Genomic DNA, 24,331 nt, shown 5'->3' with positions numbered 1-24,331 from the left:
CTCACATGCGGTCGGCTGCGGAGGGGTCTGAATCGCGGAGGAACTGGGCGCAGCGGGCGGACTCGTCGGACTCGCCGATTTCCAGGGCGGCGCGGGCCAACGCGTTCAGCGCGCGGAGGAAGCCCTGGTTGCCCTCGTGCGAGAACGGCACCGGGCCGTGGCCCTTCCAGCCGTTACGACGGAGCGCGTCCAGGCCACGGTGGTAACCGGTGCGGGCGTAGGCGTAGGAGGCGACCGCGTCGCCCTTCGCGAACGCCTGGTCGGCGAGAACCGCCCACGCGCCGCTGCTGGTGGGGTAACGCGCGGCGACCGCTGCCGGGTCCTGCTCGCCGGTGGAGGCCTCGCGTACGGCCTCCAGCTCCTCCGGGTCCTCCGGCAGGAGCGTGGCGGGCGGCTGCGGGAGGAGGTCTCGAGGAAGGCTCATGGGGTACATCCTGACGGGCTCTGGGACGCGGCGAAACCGGCGTACCTGCAGGTGTGGGCAGTATTACGTGACGCGACGGCGCCACTAGCGTGCACTAACAAATCACGGCCCGGAAACCATGCCGGGATAGCGCAAGAAACACTTGGTGGCCGTCGGGCACCATGTCGGGGTGGACGCCACTCCGGACGAAATCGAATCCCTGGCCGAGCTGGGCACCTGGTTGGACAAACGGACCCTGGCCGGGCTGGCCGTCCAGGGGCTCGATCTGACCGGCGTATCGCTGGTCGACGTGAAGGTCGACGACACGCTGTTCATCGGGTGCAGGCTCTCGTCGGAGGCGGCCGCGGACCTGGTGGCGCGCGGCGCCTCGGTCGTACCCGAGCTGGCGCACGCGCCGTACCCGACGCACCCGTCGGCGCTGTACACGGCTGAAGTGCTGTCCGCGGGATTCGACTCCGGCGCGATGTACGACTCGGTGGTGTACGAGCACTACGTGGCCCACGGTGGGCCGTTGCCGCCGATCCGGGAGGCGCTGTCGCAGCGTCTGCACGACCACGGCATCGACAACGCCTTGGGGGACGCGCTGGCGTCGTGGACCGGCGGCCCGGTCATCGGGGTGATGGGCGGGCACGCCGAGCCGCGGGGGTCTTCCGCGTACCGGGCGGCGGCGCTGTTGGGCTACTCGCTGCGTCAGGCCGGCGCGCTGGTGCTCACCGGCGGTGGGCCGGGGGTGATGGAGGCGGCGAACCTCGGCGCTTTTGTGCCCGCGGGGTTGGACGCGGCGATCGACGAACTGGCCACGGCGCCGTACTTCACCGACCACGAGCGGTACACCGCGGCGGCGCTGGCGGTGCGTGCGCGGGTCGGGGCCACCGACCCGTGGGCCGGCGGGCTCTCGATTCCGACCTGGCTGTACGGGCACGAGCCGGCGAACCTGTTCGCGGGGCAGATCGCGAAGTACTTCTCGAACGCGATCCGCGAGGACACGATCCTGCGTACGGCGCGCGGCGGAATCGTGTTCGCGCCGGGCAAGGCGGGCACGGTGCAGGAGGTGTTCCAGGCCGCGACGAAGGCGTTCTACGGCAGCGACGGGGAGTCGGGGCCGATGGTGTTCCTCGGGAAGCGCTACTGGACCGAGGAGTTGCCGGTGGAGGCGCTGCTGGGGCCGCTGTTCGCACAGGCGCCGTCCGCGCCACCGAGGGTGGCGCTGACGGACGACGTCGACGAGGCGGTGGCCCTGCTGATGGCGCGCTGAGGGGTGAACACTTTGGTGGGTCATGACCCACCAAAGTGTTCAAGCCCCGGGGCCTACTTCTTTGCGGTGCCGGCCGAGCGGAGGGCCTGGCACGCCTCCACGACGCGCGCGGCCATGCCTGCCTCCGCCGCCTTGCCCCACGCCCGCGGGTCGTACGTCTTCTTGTTGCCGACCTCTCCGTCGATCTTCAGCACGCCGTCGTAGTTCTTCAGCATGTGGTCGGCGACCGGCCGGGTGTACGCGTACTGCGTGTCCGTGTCGACGTTCATCTTCACGACGCCGTAGTCCAGCGCCTCGTGGATCTCCTCCAGCAGCGAGCCCGACCCGCCGTGGAACACCAGGTCGAACGGCTTCGCGTCGGCGGCGAGTCCCAGCTTCGAGGCAGCCACCTCCTGGCCGCGCTTGAGCACGTCGGGGCGGAGCTTCACGTTGCCCGGCTTGTAGACGCCGTGCACGTTGCCGAACGTCGCGGCGAGCAGGTAGCGGCCCTTCTCGCCGGAGCCGAGGGCGTCGATCGTGTGCAGGAAGTCGCCCTCGGCGGTGTACAGCTTCTCGTTGATCTCGTGCGCGACGCCGTCCTCTTCGCCGCCGACGACGCCGATCTCGATTTCGAGGATGATCTTCGCGGCGGCGGCCTGGGCGAGCAGCTCCTGCGCGAGCGTCAGGTTCTCGTCCAAGTCGATCGCCGAGCCGTCCCACATGTGCGACTGGAACAGCGGGTTCTCCCCCGCCGAGACCCGGTCCCGGCTGATCTTCAGCAGCGGCCGGACGAACCCGTCGAGCTTGTCCTTCGGGCAGTGGTCGGTGTGCAGTGCGATGTTGACGTCGTACTTCTTGGCGACCTCGTGGGCGAACGCGGCGAGCGCCACGGAGCCGGTCACCATGTCCTTCACGGTGGGGCCGGAGAGGTACTCCGCGCCACCGGTCGACACCTGGACGATGCCGTCGCTCTCCGCTTCCGCGAAGCCGCGGATAGCCGCGTTCAGGGTCTGCGAGGACGACACGTTGATGGCCGGGTAGGCGAAGGAACCAGCCTTCGCCTTGTCCAGCATCTCGGCGTACGCCTCGGGGGTGGCGATAGGCATCAGTGCGCTCCTCGGGGTCGCGGTCTTCTGATCTCGCAGTATTCCTTGCCCGCCCGGGAGCATGCAGGTCCCCACCTTGCGATCGCGGGAAGAATCACGCCGAAACGGTCTCCTCTTCTCGAACGGGGTCCACTACCGGCGCAGGCGCCCGCACCAGGAGCACCGCAGCCACCCCCACCACCGCCGCCGCGATCGCCCCGATCAGCATGATCCGACTGATGCCCGCAGCCCCGGCAGCCCGCGCCGCGACCTCCACGACACCCCGCACCTGCTCCGGCACGGCGCTGAGAACGTGCAGACCCGCCCCAGCTCCCACGGCGTCGGCCAACTCACGCGACCCGTCCACGCGTGACGTCATCTCGTCGGTGACCCGCGCCTGGAACACCACACCCCAGACCGCCACGCCGACCGCGACGCCCAGCTGCCGCAGCGTGTTGACGACCCCCGTCGCCATCCCGGCCCGCGCGGGCTCCACCGCCGCCAGCGACGCCTGCGTCACGACCGCACCCTGCGCGCCCATACCGAGCCCGGCCACGACGAAGCCCGGGATCAGCGCGGTCCACGCCGAGTCGCCGTCCAGCCCGGTCATCAGCGCCATGCCGACGGCGGCCAGCAGCACGGTGCCACCGATCGCGAACCGCGGCGGGACCCGGTGCGACAGCTGCGCGGCCAGCGGCGCCGCGACGAACGAGGCGACGGTCAGCGGCAGGAACCGCAGACCGGCTTCGAACGGCGTGTAGCCGAGCGTGTTGAGGAAGTACAGCGAGAGATAGGTGGTGGCCCCGACCAGCACCGCCGAGATCGTGAACACCGAGAGCGCGGCGCCGGTGTACATCGGCGACCGGAACAGGCTCAGGTCCATCATCGGCTGCGCCGCCGTCGCCTGCCGCACGACAAAGGCCACGAGCAGAACGCCGGCGACGACGAACAGCGCGACGATGAGCGTCGAGGTCCACCCGTCCTCGTGACCCCGGATCAGGCCCAGCAGGAGCGCGAACAGCCCGGCGGTGAGCAGCGCGGTCCCCGGCCAGTCGGCGCGGCGCGGGTTCTCCGGACGCGACTCGGTCAGCCGCAGCCACGTCACGACCAGCGCGACGACGCCGATCGGCACGTTGATCAGGAAGATCCACCGCCAGCCGGGGCCGTCGACCAGCGCACCGCCGACCAGCGGGCCCACCGCGGTGGCGCCGGTCAGGGTGGCTCCGAAGATCCCGATCGCTCCGGCCCTGCGGCGAGGCTCCGGAAAGGCCGCACCGATCAGCGGCACCGCGGTGGCGAACAGCAGCGCCGCCCCGATGCCCTGGAACGCCCGGAAGGCGTCCAAGGAAAGGGCGGACCAGGCCAGCGCGCAGGCCAGCGATCCCGCGGTGAAGATCGCCAGGCCGGTCGCGAAGATCCGCCGGCGGCCGATCCGGTCGCCGAGCGTCGCCGCGGTCAGCAGGAGCGCGGCGAGCGGCAGCGTGTAGGCGTCCACGACCCACTGGAGGTCGGCGAGGTCGGCGTCGAAGTCGCGTTGGAGGTCGCCGAGCGCCACCGCGACCACGGTCAGATCCAGCAACAGCATGAACACGGCGGCGCAGACGACGGCCAACGTCCAGCCGGGGTGCTGCCTGGTCTTTTCCATCGGGCTCTCCTTTGGTGTACGCCCGTAGCCCTACGGATGTAGGTGTACGCCTGTAGTGCTACAGATGTCAACCCAGGTAGGATTTGACAGCATGACCAGTGACGTGGCTCCCCGCAGACGGCCTTCGCGGCGCGGCGAAGGTGAGCGGCTCAAGGACGAGATCGTCACCGCGGCTGCCGCGCTACTGCACGAGACCGGCGACCTCGGCGCGCTGTCGCTGCGCGCTGTCGCCCGCAAGGTCGGCATCGCGACCACGTCGATCTATCTGCACTTCGAAGACCTGGACGCCCTGGTCCGAGCGGTGAAGAACCACTGGCTCGACGTGCTCACCGAGGAGGTCGAGGCCGCTGCCGCCACGGCCGGCGAGAACTCCTGGGAGCGGGTGCGGGCAATCGCGCACGCCTACGTCGATGCGGGAATGGCGGACCCGGCGCGGTACCAGGTGCTGTTCCAGTCCGAGCTCGTCCGGATGCCGCCGGGCGGCACCTACCTGGGCGCGCGGGCCTACGACGCGGTGCTCGAGCGGGTACGCCAGGCCGCACCGCCGGACGTCGACGCGAACATGCTCACCATGCAGTTCTGGTGCGCGCTGCACGGCATCGTGATGCTGCGCCAGGCGCGCTCGAACTTTCCCTGGCCGGACCTGAACGCCCAGGTGGACGACCTGGTCGACCGCCTACTTCCGCACGGCGTCTGACGCGGCGCGCGCCGCGACCAGCACCGGATCCCACACCGGGGAGAACGGCGGCGCGTACCCCAGGTCGAGGCCGGTCATCTCGTCGACCGTCATCTCGTTCCAGAGCGCGACGGCCAGCACGTCGATGCGCTTCGCGGCCCCGTCGCCGCCGACGATCTGCCCGCCGAGCAGGCGTCCGGTGCCCTTCTCGGCGAGAACCTTGACGGTCATCGTCTCCGCCCCTGGGTAGTAGCCGGCGACGTTGTGCGACTCGATCTTCGCCGTGACGTACGCGAACCCCGCCTTCTCGGCCTCCTTCTCCTGGAGGCCGGTGCGGGCGATCTCCAGATCGCAGGCCTTCGTCACGGCCGTGCCGACGACGCCCGGGAACGTGGCGTAACCGCCGCCGATGTTGATACCCGCGACCCGGCCCTGCTTGTTGGCGTGGGTGCCGAGCGGGATCGCCGTCGGCTGGTCGGTGACCCGGTGGAGCACCTCGACGCAGTCACCAGCGGCCCAGATGCCCTCGTGGCCGGCCACCCGCATCCGCCGGTCGGTGACGAGGCCGCCGCTGGGCCCGATCGGCAGCCCGGCGTCGCGGGCCAGCTGCACCCGGGGCCGCGTGCCGAGCCCGAGCACGACGATGTCCGCGGCGAACTCGCCGGCGTCGGTGAGGACCTTCCGGACCCAGCCGTCGTCGTCCAGGTCGATGCCCTGCACGGTGACCCCGGTGCGGACGTCGATCTTGAACTTCTCGAGCATCGCGCCGACGAGCTCGCCCATGTCGGGGTCGAGCGTCGTCATCGGCTGCGCGGACTTCTCGAGGAGCGTCACGTGCAGACCCTTGCGGATCAGCGCCTCCGCCATCTCGACGCCGATGTAGCCACCGCCGATCACGACCGCGCGCTCGGCCTTGCGTGCCACCAGCGACGCGCTGACCGCGTCACCGTCGTCGAGCGTCTGGACGCCGTGCACACCCTTGCCGTGGATGCCGGACCAGTCGGGCAGCACGGGCTCACCGCCGGTGGCGATCATCAGCTGGTCGAAGTGGTGGGACTCCCCGTTCGCGGTGACCGTCCGCTTGTCCAGGTCGATGTTCGTCACGGTGTGGCCGGTGCGCACATCGATGGCGCGCTCGCGGTGCTGCTCCGGCGTGCGCGCGACCAGATCGTCCTGCTCCTCGATCAACCCACCGATCCAGTACGGGATCCCGCACGCCGAGTACGACGTGTGCACGCCCCGCTCGAACGCGAGTATCGACAGGTCACGATGGTCGCGCCGACGACGCGCCTGACTCGCCGCGCTCATGCCCGCCGCATCGGCGCCTACCACGATCAGCCGCTCAGCCACCCGATCACGCTAACGCGAGGACTAGTGGTTGAGGCCGTGTGTCGAAGGCTCAGGCCGCCGTGGGCGTGTCCCAGACGACGATCCGGCAAGGCGGAGGCCCTTCCGGATACCGCTGTTGTATCCGGAAGGGCCGACAACGCGGCCGGTCGTCGTCTGGGGCGCGGCCACGGCGGGCTGCTGGCCTTTGATGCACGGCCTGACGGCAAGTAACGCACAGCACGTACTCAGTCGGCCCCTGGGAACGTCACGGTAGCCTCGGTTCGTGCAGGTATCCGAGACCGTTCATGCCGTCAACCAGCTGCTCGCCGATGGCCCGTTGGATTTCATCGACCCGGCGTCGCTGATCACCAAGTTCGGCGTATTCGGCATCTGGGTCATCCTGTTCGCCGAGACCGGGCTGCTGGTGGGCTTTTTCCTACCCGGTGACTCGCTCCTGTTCCTCGCCGGAATCGCCGCCTCCGCGACCGGAGCGTCGATCGTCGGCGCCTCGCTGAGCCTGCCGGGCCTGCTGATCGGCGGTCCGATCTTCGCGATCGCCGGCGCCCAGTTCGGCCACTTCCTCGGCGCGAAGTACGGCCGCAAGCTGTTCGACCGGCCGAATTCACGCCTGTTCAAGGGCATCTACGTCCAGAAAGCCGAGCAGGCGTTCGAGAAGTTCGGCCCCGCGAAGGCGGTCGTGTTCGCGCGCTTCATTCCGATCGTGCGGACGTTCCTCAACCCCGTCGCCGGAATGCTCGGCATGCCCACCAGGCAGTTCTTCATCTGGAACATGGTCGGCGCGGTTCTCTGGACCGACGGCATCGTGCTCCTCGGTTACTTCCTCGGCGACGTCGTCGACGCGACGTTCCCGATCGACAAGTACCTGGTGCCGGGTATCGCGATCATCATCCTGCTCTCGATCCTGCCGGTGCTGATCGAGTTCATCCGCGACCGGCGTCGTAAGAAGAAGGAACCAGTGACCACCCCGCCGACTTCCTGAGCGCTGTCGGATACTCGACCGGGCAGACCCGGACACCGGACCCGGCTGGCTCCGCGCTGCTAGTCTCCAGCCAGCTCAGCCGTGGCATCGGCCTCGGAACAGGACCAGGCGGAGAACGAAAATGACGACGTCGGCGAGCGATCTCGGACCGTTCACCGGTCTGCGCTTGATCCACGCCACGCCGACGGTCGAGCTGTTCACCGGTCTCGAGCGCAACGGACGGCGCCCGGTGGTGCTGATCGCCCTCACCGAACAGGCCGGGCGCGACCCGAACTGGTCGGCCGAGTTCACCGACGCGGTCGCCAAAGACGCCACCACGCTCGGTCCCCTCGATGTTCCGGTGCACGTCAGTGATTTATACGGACGACGTCCGTGGGCCGCTTCGCGCATCGTGCCGGGACGGCGCGGGGCCGAGCGGATCCTGAGTGCGCTTCCCGGCGCGGTGCCGGAGGGTACTGATCCCGGCCAGCTGCTGCACGGGCCCGCGCCGCGGCCGGCGGTGCAGGTCACCACGCACCCTGTGCCTGCGCAACCCGCGTATGGGCCGCCCGCCGGGCAGTTCGGTTCCGGGCCGCCGGCTCAGGTGAGTGTGCCGGGTTATCACCCGGCACCTGGTCCGGCCGCGGGTGCGGCGGTTCCCGTTTCAGGCCCAACCGCCCCCATTCCGACGCAACCAAGCGCGCCGCCCGCCCCGGAGCCGCCCACTCCTGTCCCGTCCTCCCCACCCACGCCGCCCCGGCCCGACACCGCACCGGCGAGTGACGCGGCGGCGGCCAGTGGTGTCGAGTCGCCGGGCGCGCAGCCCGTCGCTGCTGGGTCGCCCGTCGCTGCTGGGTCGCCCGTCGCTGGCGGGTCTCCCGGGGCGCCGCATGCGGCTGACGGGTCGCCCGGGACGCCCGGCGGGTCGCCGGCTGTGGCATCGCGGGCGGGTGTGGGGTCGCCGGTCCAGGCCGCCGGATCGCCGGTGCCGGCCGGATCCCCTCCGTCGGGGACTCCGGGTACCCCGGGGCGGCTCCCGGCTGAAGGCGCGCCGAAGCTCGGACCGCTGCCCCCGGGCGCGCACAACCCGACCGTGCCGATCCCCCACGCCCCACCACCCGCCTCCGGCCTGGGCGGCCCGCCACCTCAACGCCCTCTGGGCCCGGGTGGCCCCGGCGGCCCGAATGGTCCCGGCGGCCCGAATGGTCCCGGCGGCCCGAATGGTCCCGGCGGCCCGAATGGTCCCGGCGGCCCGAATGGTCCCGGCGGCCCCGGCGGCCCGGGCCCAGGTGGGCCGGCCGGGCCCGGTGTTCCCGGCGGCCATGGCGTGCCGGGTGGCCCTGTCCACGGCGGGCCAGGTTCTGGCATTCCGGGCGGGCCAGGAGGACCGGTCGGGGGAAACACGGGGTCGTTCCCGTTGCCGCAGGGGCTGCCTCCGCAGCGGCAACCCCCGCAGCAGCAACCCCCGCGCCGCCGCAACGGCGTCCGCACCGCGATCCTGTCGCTCGTGGCCTTCCTGGCCGTCATCGTCGTCGTCCTCTGCGGCGTAGCTGCCATCTTCCTGGCAACCGGCGACGACCAGAACGAAAGCGCCTCCTCCAGCGCACCAGCACAGGGCGAGTCGGCAGCCCCAGCCCCGAGCCGCAACGCCGACCAGTCCACCGACGAACTCCCGGCGTACAAGAAGGCGCTTCCGGTCATCGTCACCGGCGCGATCTTCGACAACGGCGAACAAACCGACCTCGTCCAACGCGAGAACTGGCCCTTCGCGTTCCGCGTCCCCGTCGGCTGGTTCTGCGACCAGGCGATGATCGTCGAGGGCCGGAACAACGACGGCGTCGAGTGCCGCCCCCCGGGCCGGGCGAACGACTCCGTCGTCCGGGTCGGCATCCGCGACTGCGAGTCCCCGTGCAACAGCGACATCCAGGACGGGATGACCGGGGACGTCGCGTCCGGCACCCTCATCGAGGGTGACGCCACCACGGCCTACGCCGAGCTCGCAAACCCGAAGGACAACGTCTACAGCCTCTCCGTGAGCCACTTCTTCGGCTCGCAACCGGGCCAACCCCTGCGCTGGCAGGTCATCGTTCAGGGCTCGGGCCCGCACACCGACCGGGCCGCCATTCAGAAAGTGGCGAACGACATCCGGACGCAAACGCCCTAGCCACGTTTCTGGTCTGTTACCGGGCTGCCTGCAGCGACGCAACTGGCTCTTGGGGTGCGAGAGCCGTGTAGCCTCGTCCGGGCTGACCTCTACCGAAGGCCGCGCGGCCGGTTCCGGCGGGCTGGTCAAGCACGGAAGCGAGCGGAGCGACAAGTTCGATGACCCAACCCGGCGACGAGTTAGGCGCGTTCACCCAAGTCCGCCTGGTGCACCACGCGGCGGTGGCCGACCTGTTCAGTGGCCTCGACCAGTCCGGGCGACCGATCGTGATGGTCGCCCTCACGCCCGAGGCCGGCGCCGATCCGGCTTGGCGGAGTGCGTTCAGCGACTTGGTCAACCGGGACCGTGCTTCGGTCGACCCGGCGAATCCCCAGTTCGTCGCCTCCCACGCGGGTGACGTCCAGGGCGGTCGGCCGTGGGTGGCCAGCCGGTTCGAGCCCGGGCGCCGGGGCGTCGAGCGAATTCTGAACGTCATTCCGCAGGCACTTCCTCCTGGCCTGGACCCCACCGCGATGGTCGCTTCCGCGCTCGGGGGTGCTCAGGCCTGGGGGCCGCAGGCTCAGAACGGCTACCCGGGTGGTCCGTACCCCGGTCCGGGTCCGCAGGCCGGGTACCCGGGTCAGCCGGTGTCCGGCCCGGGTGGGTACGGCCTGCCGCCGGCTCAGCCCGGTCCGCCGGCCGCGGAGCAGTACTCCCCGCCGGTTTCCTCGAACCCGTACCCGACCCCCGTGTCGGCCGCCCCCCAGTCCGGCGTCCCCCAGTCGCCGACCAACCCGATGTCGGCGCCGCCGCACTCCGCGCCGCCGCAGTCGCCGCCGCAGTCGCCGCCGCAGTCGCCGCCGCAGTCGTCGCCGTTCTCGGATCCGTTCTCGTCGCCGTTGGGCGGAACGACGCCACCGCAGTCGGTGCCCCCGTTCTCCGCGCCCCCGTCTTCCGCGCCGCCGATGTCGGACCCGTTCGCGAGTCCGACGGGTCAGCCGTCGCAGCCCTCCGGTATCCCTGACCAGTACGGCCCCCCGGTCTCCGGCGAGCCGCACCAGGGTGGCTATGCGTCCGGGCCCCCGGCCCAGTTCGCGTCCGGCGGGTACCCGGGCGGCCCCAACCAGTCCGGCGGGTACCCCTCCTACGGCGACCCGTCCGTTCCGTACGACCCCAACAAGCCCGACGCCCCGTACGAGTCCCCGGCGCCGGAGGGCTCCAACCGCCGCGGCGCGGGCATGCTGATCGGTCTGATCACCGCGGTCACGGCGCTCGTGATCGTCGCCGCTGGCTTCGCGGTCGTGTTCATCAACAGCGGCGACGACAAGCCGGTCAAGTCCGTCGCCGACAAGAAGCCGTCGACGCCGGCCGCCCCGCTGCCGGCGCAGACCGCCAAGCCGAGCCCGACGCCGACCCGGTCGCCGCTGCCCAGCACGACACCGACGATCCGCGAGGACGCGGAAACGGTCAGCGTCATCGGCCCGACGTGGCAGAACGAGGACGAGACTCAGCTGCTCGACCTGCAGGGCTGGCCGTTCGCGTTCCGGCTCCCGAAGGGGTGGAGCTGCCTGCGCGGCACGATCGACGAACTCCCGGACGCGAGTGCGTGGGGTTGCGTCAAGACCGAGGGAACGAGCCACCAGCAGCGGTTCAACATCATGCTGCGGCGGTGCGCGACCGGGTGCATCGCGACCGAGCAAACCACGATGAGCGAGGCCTGGTTCGACGACGACGAGGAGAAGATCCTCAAGAAGTCGGACGCCACGACGTCGTACGCCGAGGTGGCCAAGAACGACGACGGGTTCTATGCGCTGTCGATCAGCCACTTCTTCGCGGACAAGCCGGGTGGGACGCTGACGTACCAGGTCGGGGCGTGGTTCCAGTCGCCCGACAAGTACAAGGACGAGATGCAGAAGTCCCTCAACGACGTCCGCTCCCAGGCCCCCCAACCGGCCTGACGCAGCCGTTCGCGTTACTCGATCCCGAGGTCGGACGGGTTGTAGGGGGCGCGGTATTGCAGGCCGGCCGCCTCGACGGCGGCGCGGGCTCCGCGGTCGACGACGACCGCGACGCCGACGACCTCGGCGCCGGCCGCCTGCAGCGCCTCGACCGCCGTCAGCACGCTGCCCCCGGTGGTCGACGTGTCCTCGACCGCGAGCACCCGACGCCCCGCCACGTCCGGCCCCTCGATCCGCCGCTGCAACCCGTGAGCCTTCTCGCCCTTCCGGACGACGAACGCGTCGAGCTTTCGACCGCGCCCGGCCGCAGCGTGCAGCATCGCGGTGGCGACCGGGTCGGCGCCGAGCGTCAGCCCACCGACCGCGTCGTACGACCAGTCCTCGGTCGTGTCGAGCAGCACCCCACCGATCAGCGGCGCCGCCGCGTGGTGCAGCGTCACCCGCCGCAGATCGACGTAGTAGTCGGCCTCCCGGCCACTGCTGAGGGTCACTTTGCCGTGCACGACGGCGAGGTCACGAATCAGGGCGAGGAGCTCATCACGGTCGGCCACGCCGTCAGCCTAGAGGTTCCGCAGAATCTCCCGCTCACGCGAGCGAGTGAGACGCTTCTCCTGCTCGGTGGCCCGCTCGGCGCCCTCACCGGTCGGCAGGCCGTGCTCACGCACCCACCCCCACACGTCCGCCAGCGACTCGGCCAGCGGGCGGATCCGCAGCCCGGTCTCGTACGCCCCGGACACGTCCATGTCCCACGCATGGCCGGCGTCGGGTAGCCAGAGCGGCAGCTCGGACCACGGTTCCACGCCGGCGTCCACCAGTGCCTGGTCGTCGACCCAGGTGAACCGCGCGTCCGATCCGGTCACCTCCCGTGCCGTCGAGAGCAGCGACCCGAACGTCTGCGTCCCGGGCCGCGAGTTGACGTTGAACACCCCGGGCGGCGCGGTCAGCATCCACGTGGCCATGTCGCGGGAGTCGATCAGCGCGATCGGCTGGTCCGCGCGCCCCGGCGCGAGCACCTCCCCGCCCGCCGCCACGCGCTGGACCCACCACGACACCCGCGCGATGTTGTCCTGCGGTCCGAAGATCAGGCCCGACCGGTTGATCGTCGTCGACGACGGGAACGCCTCGAGCACCGCGCGCTCGCACCCCGACTTCAGGTAGCCGTAGTCGCCGTCGTCCGGTCCGGCGTCCGGCGGGCAGTCGCTGACCCGCGAATCCGGCCCCAGGGGCTTGTCCGGCCAGTCCGGGTACACGTTCACGGTCGAGACGAACACGTACCGCCCGACCCGCCCGGCGAGCCGACGCGCGCCGAGGCCGACGACGGACGGCACGAAGCCTGACGTGTCGATGCAGACGTCCCACTCGTCGTCGCCCAGCGCGTCCAGGCCCTCGGACGTCGTCCGGTCTCCGAATCGCGCGTCCACCGACGGTGGCGGAGTTCCGTGGCGTCCGCGGGTGAGCGTGGTGACGTCCCACCCTGAATCCAGCGCGGTCCGCACCACCGCACTACCGAGAAGCTGCGTTCCACCGAGCACGAGAAGTCGCATGCCCCCAGCCTCGTCCGGGGACCGCCCGCCCCGTCCCCTATTCGGCTAGCAGCGAATACCGCGACTCAGTGTCCGGGCCTGCCAACCGTCTTCGCGGCCCGGCCGATCACCCGCAGGAAGATCGGACGCGGCGCGTAGCGCACTATTCCGCCGAGCACCTTGTACCGGATGCTCGGCACGCTCACCGGCCGCCCCCGGCGCAGGTCGGCCAGCGCGTCGCGCACCACCGTGTCGGCGTCCAGCCAGAGCGCGTCCGGGATGTCGCCGGTCGGGATCTCCGCCCGCGCGTGGAACTCGGTACGGACGAAGCCGGGACAGAGTGCGATCACCCGGACCCCGTGGTGCTTCAGCGTCAGATGCACCGACTCGCTGAACGTGATGACCCAGGCCTTGGTGGCCGAGTACGTCGACCCCGGCGCCGTGGGCCCGAACCCGGCCACCGACGACACGTTGAGCACGTCGCCGTGCCCGCGCGCGATCATGCCCGGCACCGCGGCGTGCGTCAGCCGCATCACCGCCCGGACGTTGAGCGCGAGCATCCGCTCCTCGTCCTCGATCGAGTTCTCGACGAACCCCGACCGCAGTCCGATGCCCGCGTTGTTCACCAGCAACTCGACCGGTCGATCGACGTCGCCCAAACGGGCCTCCACCAGCGCACAACCGTCGTCGGACGCCAGATCGGCCGGAAGGATCTCGACCTGCACCGAGTATTTGTCGGTCAGGGCTTTGGCTGTGGCGGCGAGCCGGTCGCCGTCGCGCGCCACCAGAATCAGGTCCCGACGCTCGGCAGCGAGCGCCCGCGCGAAGGCCGCACCCAGACCGGCGGTCGCCCCGGTCACCAAAGCAGTGGTCATTCGTACCCCCCCGGATGGAACGGGGCCGACAGCTCAACGCTGTCGGCCCCGGAAAACGTCAGAACCCGGCGACCGGCTTACGGAAGTAGGCGTTCGACGCCGGGAGCGCCAGCAGCACGATGATGCCGATGAACCCGACCAACTCGATGAACGTGAGCAGATACGTGATCGTGAGGTAACTGCCCGGGAGGTAGTCCGTGTAGAGCAGCGCCGTGCCGGCGGTACCGACGCTGACGCAGCACAGAGCGAGGCCGGAGACCACCCAGGAGATGATCCGAGCGACGTTGGCGCCGCGGAGCACACCGAGCGCGAGCCCGATGAACGCCGCTGCGAACAGGAGGCTGAAGACCGTGGAGATCACCGAGCCGAACGTCCCGCTCCCGGCGGTGCCCGTGGTGGAGACGTTCTGGGCGTCCAGATACTTGTCGACGGCGTCCTGCACGGTGTCGCGGTTGATCAGCCCATAGACCACGCTGATCAGCAGTAACACCGCTTCCCCCACGAGTAGCCCGGCCGCCGCGGTGACCGTGGTGGGGCGCGGTCCCTTCGGCTGCTGTCCGGGTAGCGGCGGCGGTGCCGCGTACGGCGAGGGTGGGTCGTAGCTCATGCCGTTCCTCTCTGCCGAGAATGCCGAGTTCAGGCCCCCTACCCTGCCGTACTCACACCCATTCCTTAAGCGACATTTGCTCAATACAAGCCGCGGACTGCTTCCCAACCCGGATCCGGACGCCATTCCTGGGTGACGTTCGACGGCTGCTGCGTCGCCCAGGTGGCCACCTGGTCGGGAACGACCCCGTTGCCGTCGGCGTAGAGGTGCAGAGTACGGACGCTGGCCACGGTTACCACGGCCACGAGGACCGCCGAATCACCGAGCCGCCCGAGCAGGCCGGTCTGGATGCCGTCGAGCGCCGCCTCGTCCGCGGACCCGGGCTCGAACGGGATCCGCACCCGCCCGTGCAGGTCGTACAGCGGGTAGTCGAGCCGGGCGAACGGCACCCGCACCCGCACCGCCACCGGTCGGTCACGGTCGTCGAAGCCGTCGACGGTCACCCACTCGCCGTGCTGGTAGTGCGTCGACAACTCGACGACCGCCGCGCGCAGCTCCTCGACGCCGTACGGCTGGTCGTCGCCGGTGACCTTGACCTCGCCCAGCCAGCGTTCGACGTCGTCCTCGCCGAGTGCCCAGTCGAGCAGCAGGAACGACGCCTGGAGGCGGATCGCCTCGTCCAACCGGGGAAAGTCGGGATGCCAGACCGAGACGTGCACCCGGGCGCGGTCGAGGTCGATCTCGAAGCCGAAGCGGGCCGAGCCGGGGTGGAACGGCCGGCCGCCGAGCTGCACGGAGCCGGTGTACGCGGCCGGGTCGGGCTGGCGGGACGCGTAGTACTCCCAGTCGGCGTCGGGGCCCGGACCGGCGCGGAGCCACCGCTCGGTCACCGGTCGTAGCGCCGGGGACCCCTCCGGGCTCACGACCAGCGCGTGTTTGGCCTGCCTGCCCGAGGTGAGCTCCCACGCCAGCTCGGGGTGGATGGCGCGCACCCGCCCGGTGAGATCGCGGTGGAGTTTGCCGAGGTCGTCCTTCTCCAGGCCGTCACCGACCTGGTCACGCGCCCGCGCCCACCACGTCCAGAACGCGGCAATGCTGTCCCGCGGGTCGCGAGGCCGTCGTTCGAACAGCGCCATGGAGGCAGTCTGCCAACTCGCGCCAGTCCGCGCCGCAGCGGTCCGACCCGCGACCCGCCGTTACGGCACGGTTACAGCGTCAGGTACCCGACGGACCAATCCGGAAGCAACCCGGCCACGGATCATTGATGACGAGAACGAGTGCGGGGGGTAGCTACGGTGAGTCCGAAAGTTGGCGCCCGTAAACTGACGCTCCGGACGAGAAGCCGGCAGCGACCCGGGAGGAGTGACCGCTTGCGGTACCGGGGGGCCGCCCTGTTCGCGAGCCTGACGATCGGGGCACTGGCCGTGACTGGCTGCAGCCCGATCGACGGGAAGATGGTCACCTACGACTCGGTGGCCAACCACGTCCGCACCGCGGCGTCATCGATGGAGACCGCGCCCGGCGTCCGCGTGAACGGCACGGTCAAAGACGCCACGGGCCAGAACGTCTCGATCGACGTCAGACTGAACGGCGCAGGCGACGGGGCGGGGAAGGTCAAACGCAACGGCACCATCGGTGACGTGCTGGTGGTCGACTCGACGACCTACGTGCGGGCACGCGCGCCGTGGTGGGGCACCGACAACCGGTCGGAGACATACGACCGGGCCTGGGTCGCGGTCGCCGACAACACCGTCGGCATCGACCTGGCCGGGACGCTGCGCCCCAAGGCGCTGGGCGAACTGCTCGACGAAGGCTTCGGCTCGCTGCAGCTGGACGGCATGCCGACGCCCAGTGAGGTCAACGGTGTGCAGGCGCGCCGGGTGGAGTCGGACGCCGGGTCGGCCTGGGTGACCGTCGACAAGCCGTACCAGATCGTGCGGGTCGAGGGTGACCTGCTCACCGGCGACGAGCGGGCGTCGGCGCTGAACATCGCGCTGACGCCGAACGCGGCCACCGCGGAAATCTCCCGGGACGTCGCGCTGGCGCTGCCCGCGCTGCGTGCCGGCACGTTCGACGCGTACCGCAGCCTGAAGTTCGACGGGCCGCTGAAGAGCACCTGCAATGCGCAGAGTTGCATCGTGACCGGCAAGATCCTGAACTCCTCCGACGACTCACCGGTCACCGCGGTACTCAACGGCAAGGTGATCGGCGGCAAGAAGGTGCTCGGCCGCTGCCGCTCCGGCCGCGCGCCGGTGGCCGCCGCCGGTGCCGCGACGGTCAGCTGCCGGATCACGTCGTCGGCATGGCAATCGTTCTACGCGGGCGCCACCGCGCCCGGAGCGGGGAGCGCGACGACGTCCTACCAGGTCAGCGCAAGCGCAAGCGCGGTGTCGCCGGCGCCGGAAGCGGTGGCCTGCCTGCCCGGCGCGGTCGGCTGCGACAACCCGAAGATGACCGACGCCGAAGTCACCACGACGCTCGAGCAGAGCGGCCCCGGCTGGTACGAGCGGACGCCGTCCGACCGGGACCTGTCGGAGTGGCGCGAGATGATCCGCACCGCGGCCACCAGCAGGGAACGGGTGCCGTGGTCCGCCGACGGCAAGCCGACGGTCGCGTACATCGGCGCGGCGAAGGGCCGCCCGTTCGTGGCCCAGTTCGACCGCGGCAACGGCGACCTGGTCGCCGCCTACGGCCCCGAGGATGCCGAAACAGCCGCGATGCGAGCAGCGATCGCAGGTCAACTCCCGACCCGCTAAACCCTCATCTGCCGATGATGCGCTGCGCCAGCAACCCCACTTGTGTGAACGGCTTGGTCAGGTCCAGCGGCCCGTCGACCGGACGCACGGAACGCCGGACGGCAGCATCCACTCCAGCGACGTAGGCGCTGAAATCCAAGCGACTCTTGTCGTACTTCGGGAGGTGGCGACGCAGGCGTCGCGCCGCTTCGGTGTAGTCCGTGCAATGGGGCGGCATGTCCTCGAAGTGGAGAAGCAGCCAGAGCTCGAAGCATGGATTCGAAATTGCTAACCGGACGTCGGGGGCGGCTGCTCGCAGCGCGTCCGGAACGTCACGAAAATTGTCGACGTCGGTCACGCACCAGGCCTCGTCGAATTCGCCGGGGTAGCGCCGGAGCAATTTGTTCGTATGGGTGACCAAGCCGCTCGGCGCCAGTCCCTTTGGCTTGATCTCGACGGTGACGTGACCCGCGCGGCGGTGTCGCAGAAGACCCGTGAGGTATGCGGGCTCCGTCGATTCTCCTCCACAGACCACCAGCAGTCGGGTGCGTGGCTCGACGTTGCCCGACCGCCGACTCTGGGTTGACTCACGCCGGAACCGGGCCACCTGGCGCTCCATCGAAGTCGTCGGCGTCCAAGAACGGTACCGCTCCATAACTACCGCCGAGGTACCGCCGCTCCGGGTTTTCCCCGTGGCGGGGCTTGAACTGGCTCAGCGGAAAGAGCTTCGACGCCCCATCCGCATCCTTTTCGACGAACCACACTTCGTCCCGCAGCAGCGTCTCGTGACTCAGTGAAGTACCGAGGAGCGAGGTGTCATGAGCAGCGAAAACCAGCTGCGCTTCATGCGCGTTGGTGTCGGTGGAGTGAAACAACCGAAGCAGCCTAGCGGTCAGCAGCGGATGCAGTCGGCTGTCGAGTTCATCCACGACGAGCACTCCCCCGTCTTCCAGAACCGGCAGAACGGTCCATAGCAGCGCGAGCCATCCGCGGGTGCCCGCGGACTCGTCTGCCAACGGGAACGCTGTCTTTCCATGAACCAATTGGATTTGATCTTCGCGCAGGTAGTCGCCGTACTTCTGAAGCTGCTCCGAGGCATTGAGGAGCTCGTAAAACACACGAGTCTTGCCGGATCCCGGAGACAGTCGCAGAATCGGCGTCTTGTCTACCGCTTCGGCCGAGTTCGAGGCAGGGGTTTCCGGAGACTTCGGCAGTTGAACGCCTGAGATACCTAGGTCAGCGGCCTGCATCAAGTTGATCAGCCGATGGATTCGTGCGGGGTGGTCAGCGGCAGTTCGTCGATAGTCGTCGGCGGAAGGCAGCCGGGGTGCGCCGTAGCTGAGATCGACGACGCGGACAGTCTCTCGGAACCACTCATAAACAGCTATCAGTGATTCGACGCCCGTGTGCGCAGCCACCGTCAGCAGCAAAGCGCCGGGGCGAGTCAGTTCGGGTAGTGCGGCCTTGGGTCCCTGAACCGACGGGCCGAACGTGATGTCATCACCGATCCGGGTGAACAGCACGCGGCGCTTTCGCTGGGGATAGGCGTGCAACCACTCTTCGATGACGCGCTCATCGTCGAGACCGAATCCGTACTCGTAGCGCACATCGTCAGCCACCAAGTCCACCGCGAACCACGACGGTTCCTCGACGGACGTCGCGGCCAACCGGAATGGCCGACGGGGGATCGAGCCACCTGGTTCCCAGTCACGGTAGGAGCGCAGCACTGCGTCGACCATGAAGCGGAACGCATCAAGCACGTTCGACTTGCCCGAGGCATTCGCCCCGTAGACGGCCGCGATGGAGACCGCCCGACGTTGAGCTCGGTCGTAGACGGGCAACAGCGTCAGCTCTTGCTCGTCCCGGAAGGAGCGGTGGTTGGCAAACCGGAAGCTACGGAGCATTATCGACCTCCTCTGTAGCCCTCTCGTGCAGAAAAGCTGCACGACTGGCTTCATGTTAGGCCATTGCTGGCTACAGGATCATGCTGCGCGGCCTGCCCACAGCCCCGCGAGGTTTTGGCGTGGCCGGTTGGGAGATCCTTGATCGTTACTGATCAACGGGAGGAACGACGATGGGCGACGTGGCTTACCTGACGCTGAACAACGGAGTTCAGATCCCGCAGCTGGGCTTCGGTGTGTGGCAGGTGCCGCCGGACGAGGCGGTGGAGCCGGTCCGAACCGCGCTGGAGACGGGCTACCGGCACATCGACACGGCCGCCGCGTACCAGAACGAAGAGGGTGTCGGCCAGGCGATCCGGGACTCCGGTGTCGCGCGGGAGGACATCTTCCTCACGACGAAGCTCGCCAATCCCGACCACGCCCGGGCGGCCGAGGCGTTCGACGACAGCGTCCGCAAGCTGGGCGTCGACTACGTGGACCTGTACCTGATCCACTGGCCGCGGCCCGACCGCGGTGACCTGTTCGTGCAGGCCTGGAAGGCGCTGGAGAAGATCCTGGCCGACGGCCGGGCGAAGGCGATCGGCGTCTCGAACTTCCACCAGGCGCAGCTGAAGCAGCTGTTCGACGAGGCCGACGTGGTGCCTGCGGTCAACCAGATCGAGCTGCACCCCGGCTTCAACCAGGACGAACTGCGGGCGTTCAACGCCCAGCACGGCATCCTGACCGAGGCCTGGAGCCCGATCGGCCAGGGCAAGGGGCTGCTCGAGGACCCGCAGCTGGCGAAGATCGCCGACGAGGTCGGCCGGACGCCGGCGCAGACCGTGCTGCGGTGGCACATCCAGCTGGGGAACATCGTGTTCCCGAAGTCGGTGACGCCGTCGCGGATCAAGGAGAACTTCGAGGTCTTCGACTTCGAGCTGACCGACGACCAGGTCGCCGCGATCAGCGCCCTGCCGGGCCACCGCATCGGCGGCAACCCGGAGAAGGACTTCTTCTGACCGACGCGAAAGGGCGCCCGCCTCTGGCGGGCGCCCCTTCGGCGTCTAGAGCTGGATGATGGGCTCCGCGCTCACGACCAGCGAGTCGCGCTCGGCGTCGACATCGACGTACACCGTGTCGCCATCCACGACCTCACCCGCGAGCAACGCCCGCGCCAACTGGTCGCCGATCGCCGACTGCACCAGCCGCCGCAACGGCCGCGCCCCGTACACCGGATCGAACCCGCCGATCGCCAGCCACTCCCGCGCCGCGGCGCTGACCTGCAGCGTCAGGCGTCGATCCGAGAGACGCGACCCCAGCCGGTCGAGCTGGATGTCGACGATCCGGGTCAGCTCCTCGGTGTCCAGCGAGTGGAACACCACGACGTCGTCGAGCCGGTTGAGGAACTCGGGCTTGAATCGCGCCCGCACGACCTCCATCACGGCGTCCTTGCGACCCTTGTCGTCCATGTGCGGGTCGGTGATCGCCTGCGAACCCAGGTTCGAGGTGAGCACCAGGATCGTGTTCCGGAAGTCGACGGTGCGGCCCTGGCCGTCGGTCAGCCGCCCGTCGTCCAGCACCTGGAGCAGGATGTCGAACACGTCCGGGTGGGCCTTCTCGACCTCGTCGAGCAGCAGCACCGTGTACGGACGCCGCCGGATCGCCTCGGTGAGCTGGCCGCCCTCCTCGTAACCGACGTACCCGGGCGGGGCACCGACCAGCCGAGCCACCGAGTGCTTCTCGCCGTACTCGCTCATGTCGATGCGCACCATCGCGCGCTCGTCGTCGAACATGAACTCCGCCAGCGCCTTGGCGAGCTCGGTCTTACCGACACCGGTCGGACCCAGAAACAGGAACGACCCGGTCGGACGGTCGGGGTCGGCCACTCCGGAACGGGCGCGGCGCACCGCGTCCGACACCGCCGCGACGGCCTCCTTCTGCCCGATCAGCCGCTGACCCAGCTCGTCCTCCATGCGGAGCAGCTTGGCGGTCTCACCTTCGAGCAGCCGCCCGGCGGGGATGCCGGTCCACTGCGCGACGACGTCGGCGATGTCGTCGGGGCCGACCTCGTCCTTGACCATCGGCTTGACCGCTTCGGCGCTGCTCGCCGCCTCGGCCAGCTCCTTCTCCAGGCTCGGGATCTGCCCGTAGAGCAGCTGCGACGCCTGCGCCAGGTCACCCTCGCGCTGGGCCCGCTCGGCCTGCCCGCGGACGTCGTCGAGCTGCTGCTTGAGTTCACCGACGCGGTTCAGGCCGGCCTTCTCCTGGTCCCAGCGGGCGTTGAGCTCGGCGAGCTCCTCCTGCCGATCGGCCAGGTCCTGGCGGATGCGCTTGAGCCGTTCGATCGAGGCCGCGTCGGACTCCTTCTCGAGCGCGAGCTCCTCCATGCGCAGCCGGTCGACGGCGCGCTGCTTCTCGTCGATCTCGACGGGACGGGAGTCGATCTCCATCCGCAGCCGGGACGCCGACTCGTCGACCAGGTCGATCGCCTTGTCGGGTAGGAAGCGGGAGGTGATGTAGCGGTCGGACAGCGCGGCGGCAGCGACCAGCGCGGCGTCGGTGATGCGCACGCGGTGGTGCGCCTCGTAGCGCTCGCGCAGACCACGCAGGATGCCGATGGTGTCCTCGACGCTCGGCTCACCCACCAGCACCTGCTGGAATCGACGCTCGAGCGCCGGGTCCTTCTCGATGCGCTCGCGGTACTCGTCGAGCGTGGTGGCGCCGACCATCCGCAGCTCACCGCGGGCCAGCATCGGCTTGAGCATGTTGCCGGCGTCCATCGACGAGTCGCCGGAGGCACCGGCGCCGACGACGGTGTGCAGCTCGTCGATGAACGTGACGACCTGCCCGTCGGAGCTCTTGATCTCCTCGAGGACGCTCTTCAGGCGCTCCTCGAACTCGCCGCGGTACTTCGCGCCGGCGACCATCGCGCCCAGGTCGAGCGAGATCAGGCGCTTGTCGCGCAGCGACTCGGGCACGTCACCGGCGACGATGCGCTGGGCGAGGCCCTCGACGACCGCGGTCTTGCCGACGCCGGGCTCACCGATCAGGACCGGGTTGTTCTTGGTGCGGCGGGACAGCACCTGCACGACGCGACGGATCTCGGAGTTGCGGCCGATCACCGGGTCGATCTTGCCCTCGCGGGCGCGTTCGGTGAGGTCGATGCCGTACTTCTCGAGCGCCTTGTACGTGCCCTCAGGGTCGGCCGACGTCACCCGGCGATTGCCGCCACGGACCGTGGTGAAGGCGTTGACCAGCGCGTCCTCGCCGGCACCCACACTGCGGAGCCAGTCGGACACCTCGCCACCGGCCTTTGCCAGACCGGCGAGCAGGTGCTCGGTGGAGACGAACTCGTCGCCGAGGGGCTTCGCGATGCGCTCGGCGGCCTCGATCGCGTTCAGGGTGGCCCGGGCGACCTGGGGCTGCGCCACGCTGGCGCCCGACGCGCTCGGCATTCGACGGAGGGCGGCCGACGCACGCGCCCGGACGTCGTCCGGGCTCGCACCGACCGCACGCAGCAGCGCGGGCGCGGTAGACCCGTCGACGTCGAGCAGCGCGGTCAGCAGGTGCGCCGGCTCCATCGTTGCGTGCCCCGCTTCGGACGCCGCGGACAGGGCAGTGGCCAGCACTTCGCGGCTCTTGGTGGTAAGGATCTCAGCGTTCATAGCTAGCTGCGGAGCTCCGATCAGACGAAGGGCTATCGTTCCGACCAACGGCAACAAACTTGAGTGTATTCCACTCAACTTTGCGGCGGCAGGGCACCATACGCTCATGGCTTACCCGGTCGACTCCCGTCAGCTCCGGCCACGTCGTCGCTGGTACGTCGTCGCCGTCGTCATCGCCGTGCTGTTCACGGCGATCGGCATCGGCGGGTTCGCCATCGGCGTGGTCACCGCGGCGAAGTCCGTGCCTGACTTCGACGGTACGTACACCGGCAACCAGCAGTCGTCGGTACAGCTCGCGACCGGCCGTACTTATGCCCTCTACGTGCCGGTCGACTCGTCCCAGAGCTGCGTCGTCGACGACGAGGTCAGGACCGTGAACCCACCGACGACGTTCTCGTTCACCCGCGGCGGCCGGGAGTGGGTGCACCTGAAGAACCTGACCGTCGTCACCACCGGGTCGTACGACGTCAACTGCAGCGTGCCGACCTACGCGATCGGGCCCGAGCCGGAACTCGGCAAGCTCGCCGGCGGCATCGGCGGCGGAATCGCGGCGCTGATCGGTCTGCCGTGCATCGGCATCACGATCGGCGGCATCATCGCGCTGGTGACCGGCCTCCGGCGCAGCAGCCACAAGAAGCGGCTGAATTCACTCAGCGCCCCAACCTGGTAGCAGCGGGGGCAGGTCGTCGTACGGCTGCGCGGGCTGGCGGGGCCCCGGCTTGTGGCCGTCGTCCTTCACCCAGCGCAGACCGTGCTGGTCGGGCAGCGAACCCCAGCCCCAGTACGGCGTCGGCAGTTCGGGCGGCTCGCCCAGCAGCGTCTTGCGCGGGTCGAACGGACGCTCGATGACCGTGCACAGGTGCTGCCAGGCGTCGTCCTTGTCGAAGACGTACGCGAACTTGTCACCCTGGTTGAGCTCGCCGATCTTGTTCAGCTCGGCGTCCTCCAGCGGACCGTCCTCGAGGACGAACTCCGCGGGCTTGGGCAGGTCCCATCGGCCGAGCGCACTGTCGACGGCGGTGGCGAACTCCGCGAACGAGTGCGAACGTGCCACGGCGAACAGCCGTCCCGGACGTGGCCACAGCGGGCCTCCGGGGCCGGCGATCAGCTCGACCTGGATCGCCAGCCAATTTCTACGTCGCACCCGTGTTCTCTCCTCGTCAGGCGTAACTCACCTGACTACAGTCTTCCCCAGCCTCAGCTGTTTGATTGGTTGAAGAGTTCGAGAAGACGACCGAACTCGGCGACGTCCTTCTCGTCCCACTGCTCGAGAAGCCGTCGGATCTCACCTTTGCGCTGCTGACTCACGCCGGTCAGCCGGGCGTGCCCGGTGGGCGTGATCGCCACCAGGTGCGCGCGGCCGTCCGACGGGTCCGGCGTCCGTTCGACCAGGCCCCAGTCGATCAGCCGGCTCAACTGGCGACTGACCGTCGACTTGTCGAGCGCGAAACGCTCGCCGATCGTCGACGCTCGCAGCGGCCCCTCGGTGTCGAGCAACCGAAGGGTGGCGTACGCACTGAGTTCCAGCCCGGCGTGGACCGTGGACGCGCTGGTCACCATCAGTGTCCGCGCCTGCCGGATGAGGAGCGACAGTTCTCGCTCCACCCGGTCGTGGTCCTGCTCGCTCACCGGC

General features: G+C 69.6%; 22 protein-coding genes. 8 read left to right on the top strand and 14 right to left on the bottom strand.

Annotated elements, in window-relative coordinates; genetic code table 11:
* Nucleotide 1: 1 nt before the first annotated feature.
* On the bottom strand, nucleotides 2-424 hold the full coding sequence (locus ACGFY5_RS37835) for a DUF3151 domain-containing protein (protein WP_392728366.1): 423 nt from the start codon (nucleotides 422-424) through the stop codon (nucleotides 2-4).
* 169 nt (nucleotides 425-593) lie between these two features.
* Here ACGFY5_RS37835 and ACGFY5_RS37830 point away from each other — a divergent pair, with 169 nt between their 5' ends.
* On the top strand, nucleotides 594-1,679 hold the full coding sequence (locus ACGFY5_RS37830) for an LOG family protein (protein WP_392728363.1): 1,086 nt from the start codon (nucleotides 594-596) through the stop codon (nucleotides 1,677-1,679).
* Nucleotides 1,680-1,732: 53 nt separating this feature from the next.
* Here the strand turns inward: ACGFY5_RS37830 and fbaA are convergent, their stop codons facing one another.
* Together fbaA and ACGFY5_RS37820 are read right to left on the bottom strand one after the other, a co-directional pair.
* Complete coding sequence (gene fbaA, locus ACGFY5_RS37825; RefSeq protein ID WP_392728360.1) at nucleotides 1,733-2,764, bottom strand: class II fructose-bisphosphate aldolase; 1,032 nt, start codon at nucleotides 2,762-2,764, stop codon at nucleotides 1,733-1,735.
* Between the two features lie 94 nt (nucleotides 2,765-2,858).
* Nucleotides 2,859-4,388: an MFS transporter gene (locus tag ACGFY5_RS37820; RefSeq protein WP_392728357.1), complete on the bottom strand. Its 1,530-nt coding sequence runs from the start codon at nucleotides 4,386-4,388 to the stop codon at nucleotides 2,859-2,861.
* Nucleotides 4,389-4,479: 91 nt separating this feature from the next.
* Between ACGFY5_RS37820 and ACGFY5_RS37815 the strand changes: the two genes are divergently transcribed.
* On the top strand, nucleotides 4,480-5,085 hold the full coding sequence (locus ACGFY5_RS37815; protein WP_392728354.1) for a TetR/AcrR family transcriptional regulator: 606 nt from the start codon (nucleotides 4,480-4,482) through the stop codon (nucleotides 5,083-5,085).
* Here the strand turns inward: ACGFY5_RS37815 and ACGFY5_RS37810 are convergent.
* The gene (locus ACGFY5_RS37810; protein WP_392728351.1) at nucleotides 5,065-6,414 is read right to left on the bottom strand and encodes an FAD-dependent oxidoreductase; all 1,350 of its coding nucleotides are present in this window, start codon (nucleotides 6,412-6,414) and stop codon (nucleotides 5,065-5,067) included. The two genes, ACGFY5_RS37815 and ACGFY5_RS37810, sit on opposite strands and share 21 nt — an antisense overlap.
* 262 nt (nucleotides 6,415-6,676) lie before the next feature.
* On the opposite strand from ACGFY5_RS37810, the gene ACGFY5_RS37805 reads away from it, so the two are divergent.
* The 3 genes from ACGFY5_RS37805 (at nucleotide 6,677) to ACGFY5_RS37795 (ending at nucleotide 11,473) form a co-directional block, all read left to right on the top strand.
* Entirely contained in the window at nucleotides 6,677-7,393 is a 717-nt protein-coding gene (locus ACGFY5_RS37805) for a DedA family protein (RefSeq protein WP_392728348.1), read from the top strand.
* Between the two features lie 1,396 nt (nucleotides 7,394-8,789).
* Entirely contained in the window at nucleotides 8,790-9,536 is a 747-nt protein-coding gene (locus tag ACGFY5_RS37800) for a hypothetical protein (protein ID WP_392728345.1), read from the top strand.
* A gap of 158 nt (nucleotides 9,537-9,694) precedes the next feature.
* Nucleotides 9,695-11,473 carry a hypothetical protein gene (locus ACGFY5_RS37795; RefSeq protein WP_392728342.1) on the top strand — a complete coding sequence of 593 codons (1,779 nt, stop codon included), beginning with the start codon at nucleotides 9,695-9,697 and terminating at the stop codon, nucleotides 11,471-11,473.
* A 14-nt stretch (nucleotides 11,474-11,487) separates the two neighbouring features.
* Here ACGFY5_RS37795 and pyrE read toward each other — a convergent pair whose 3' ends face one another.
* The 5 genes from pyrE to ACGFY5_RS37770 all read right to left on the bottom strand — a co-directional run bounded on the left by pyrE (nucleotide 11,488) and on the right by ACGFY5_RS37770 (nucleotide 15,554).
* Entirely contained in the window at nucleotides 11,488-12,024 is a 537-nt protein-coding gene (gene pyrE / locus ACGFY5_RS37790) for an orotate phosphoribosyltransferase (protein ID WP_392728339.1), read from the bottom strand.
* Between the two features lie 9 nt (nucleotides 12,025-12,033).
* Nucleotides 12,034-13,017 carry an NAD-dependent epimerase/dehydratase family protein gene (locus ACGFY5_RS37785; RefSeq protein WP_392728336.1) on the bottom strand — a complete coding sequence of 328 codons (984 nt, stop codon included), beginning with the start codon at nucleotides 13,015-13,017 and terminating at the stop codon, nucleotides 12,034-12,036.
* A gap of 65 nt (nucleotides 13,018-13,082) precedes the next feature.
* Nucleotides 13,083-13,871, bottom strand: a complete 789-nt coding sequence (locus ACGFY5_RS37780) for an SDR family NAD(P)-dependent oxidoreductase (RefSeq protein WP_392728334.1) — start codon at nucleotides 13,869-13,871, stop codon at nucleotides 13,083-13,085.
* Nucleotides 13,872-13,929: 58 nt separating this feature from the next.
* On the bottom strand, nucleotides 13,930-14,478 hold the full coding sequence (locus ACGFY5_RS37775; protein WP_392728331.1) for a hypothetical protein: 549 nt from the start codon (nucleotides 14,476-14,478) through the stop codon (nucleotides 13,930-13,932).
* Nucleotides 14,479-14,558: 80 nt separating this feature from the next.
* Entirely contained in the window at nucleotides 14,559-15,554 is a 996-nt protein-coding gene (locus ACGFY5_RS37770) for a hypothetical protein (protein WP_392728329.1), read from the bottom strand.
* 234 nt (nucleotides 15,555-15,788) lie between these two features.
* Between ACGFY5_RS37770 and ACGFY5_RS37765 the strand changes: the two genes are divergently transcribed.
* Nucleotides 15,789-17,174, top strand: a complete 1,386-nt coding sequence (locus ACGFY5_RS37765; protein WP_392728326.1) for a hypothetical protein — start codon at nucleotides 15,789-15,791, stop codon at nucleotides 17,172-17,174.
* 4 nt (nucleotides 17,175-17,178) lie between these two features.
* On the opposite strand, the gene ACGFY5_RS37760 is transcribed toward ACGFY5_RS37765, so the two are convergent.
* Together ACGFY5_RS37760 and ACGFY5_RS37755 are read right to left on the bottom strand one after the other, a co-directional pair.
* The gene (locus tag ACGFY5_RS37760; RefSeq protein ID WP_392728323.1) at nucleotides 17,179-17,760 is read right to left on the bottom strand and encodes an RloB family protein; all 582 of its coding nucleotides are present in this window, start codon (nucleotides 17,758-17,760) and stop codon (nucleotides 17,179-17,181) included.
* On the bottom strand, nucleotides 17,741-19,057 hold the full coding sequence (locus tag ACGFY5_RS37755) for an ATP/GTP-binding protein (protein ID WP_392728320.1): 1,317 nt from the start codon (nucleotides 19,055-19,057) through the stop codon (nucleotides 17,741-17,743). The genes ACGFY5_RS37760 and ACGFY5_RS37755 overlap by 20 nt, the downstream gene beginning before the upstream one ends.
* A gap of 170 nt (nucleotides 19,058-19,227) precedes the next feature.
* Here ACGFY5_RS37755 and ACGFY5_RS37750 point away from each other — a divergent pair, with 170 nt between their 5' ends.
* Complete coding sequence (locus tag ACGFY5_RS37750; RefSeq protein WP_392728318.1) at nucleotides 19,228-20,052, top strand: aldo/keto reductase; 825 nt, start codon at nucleotides 19,228-19,230, stop codon at nucleotides 20,050-20,052.
* A gap of 45 nt (nucleotides 20,053-20,097) precedes the next feature.
* On the opposite strand, the gene clpB is transcribed toward ACGFY5_RS37750, so the two are convergent.
* Nucleotides 20,098-22,698 (bottom strand): ATP-dependent chaperone ClpB, encoded by a 2,601-nt coding sequence (clpB, locus tag ACGFY5_RS37745; protein WP_392728315.1) that lies wholly within the window; start codon nucleotides 22,696-22,698, stop codon nucleotides 20,098-20,100.
* Between the two features lie 106 nt (nucleotides 22,699-22,804).
* Here clpB and ACGFY5_RS37740 point away from each other — a divergent pair, with 106 nt between their 5' ends.
* Nucleotides 22,805-23,368, top strand: coding sequence for a hypothetical protein (locus tag ACGFY5_RS37740; RefSeq protein WP_392728313.1), 564 nt, complete (start codon nucleotides 22,805-22,807; stop codon nucleotides 23,366-23,368).
* Here ACGFY5_RS37740 and ACGFY5_RS37735 read toward each other — a convergent pair.
* Both ACGFY5_RS37735 and ACGFY5_RS37730 read right to left on the bottom strand, forming a co-directional pair.
* Nucleotides 23,345-23,842, bottom strand: coding sequence for a hypothetical protein (locus ACGFY5_RS37735; protein ID WP_392728310.1), 498 nt, complete (start codon nucleotides 23,840-23,842; stop codon nucleotides 23,345-23,347). The two genes, ACGFY5_RS37740 and ACGFY5_RS37735, sit on opposite strands and share 24 nt — an antisense overlap.
* A 53-nt stretch (nucleotides 23,843-23,895) precedes the next feature.
* Nucleotides 23,896-24,327 carry a MarR family winged helix-turn-helix transcriptional regulator gene (locus ACGFY5_RS37730; protein ID WP_392728307.1) on the bottom strand — a complete coding sequence of 144 codons (432 nt, stop codon included), beginning with the start codon at nucleotides 24,325-24,327 and terminating at the stop codon, nucleotides 23,896-23,898.
* Nucleotides 24,328-24,331: the final 4 nt, after the last annotated feature.

Origin of the sequence: Cryptosporangium sp. NPDC048952, assembly GCF_043197895.1 — a bacterium.
Lineage (GTDB): Bacteria > Actinomycetota > Actinomycetes > Mycobacteriales > Cryptosporangiaceae > Cryptosporangium.
This window is presented reverse-complemented; position numbering and strand designations above follow the sequence as displayed.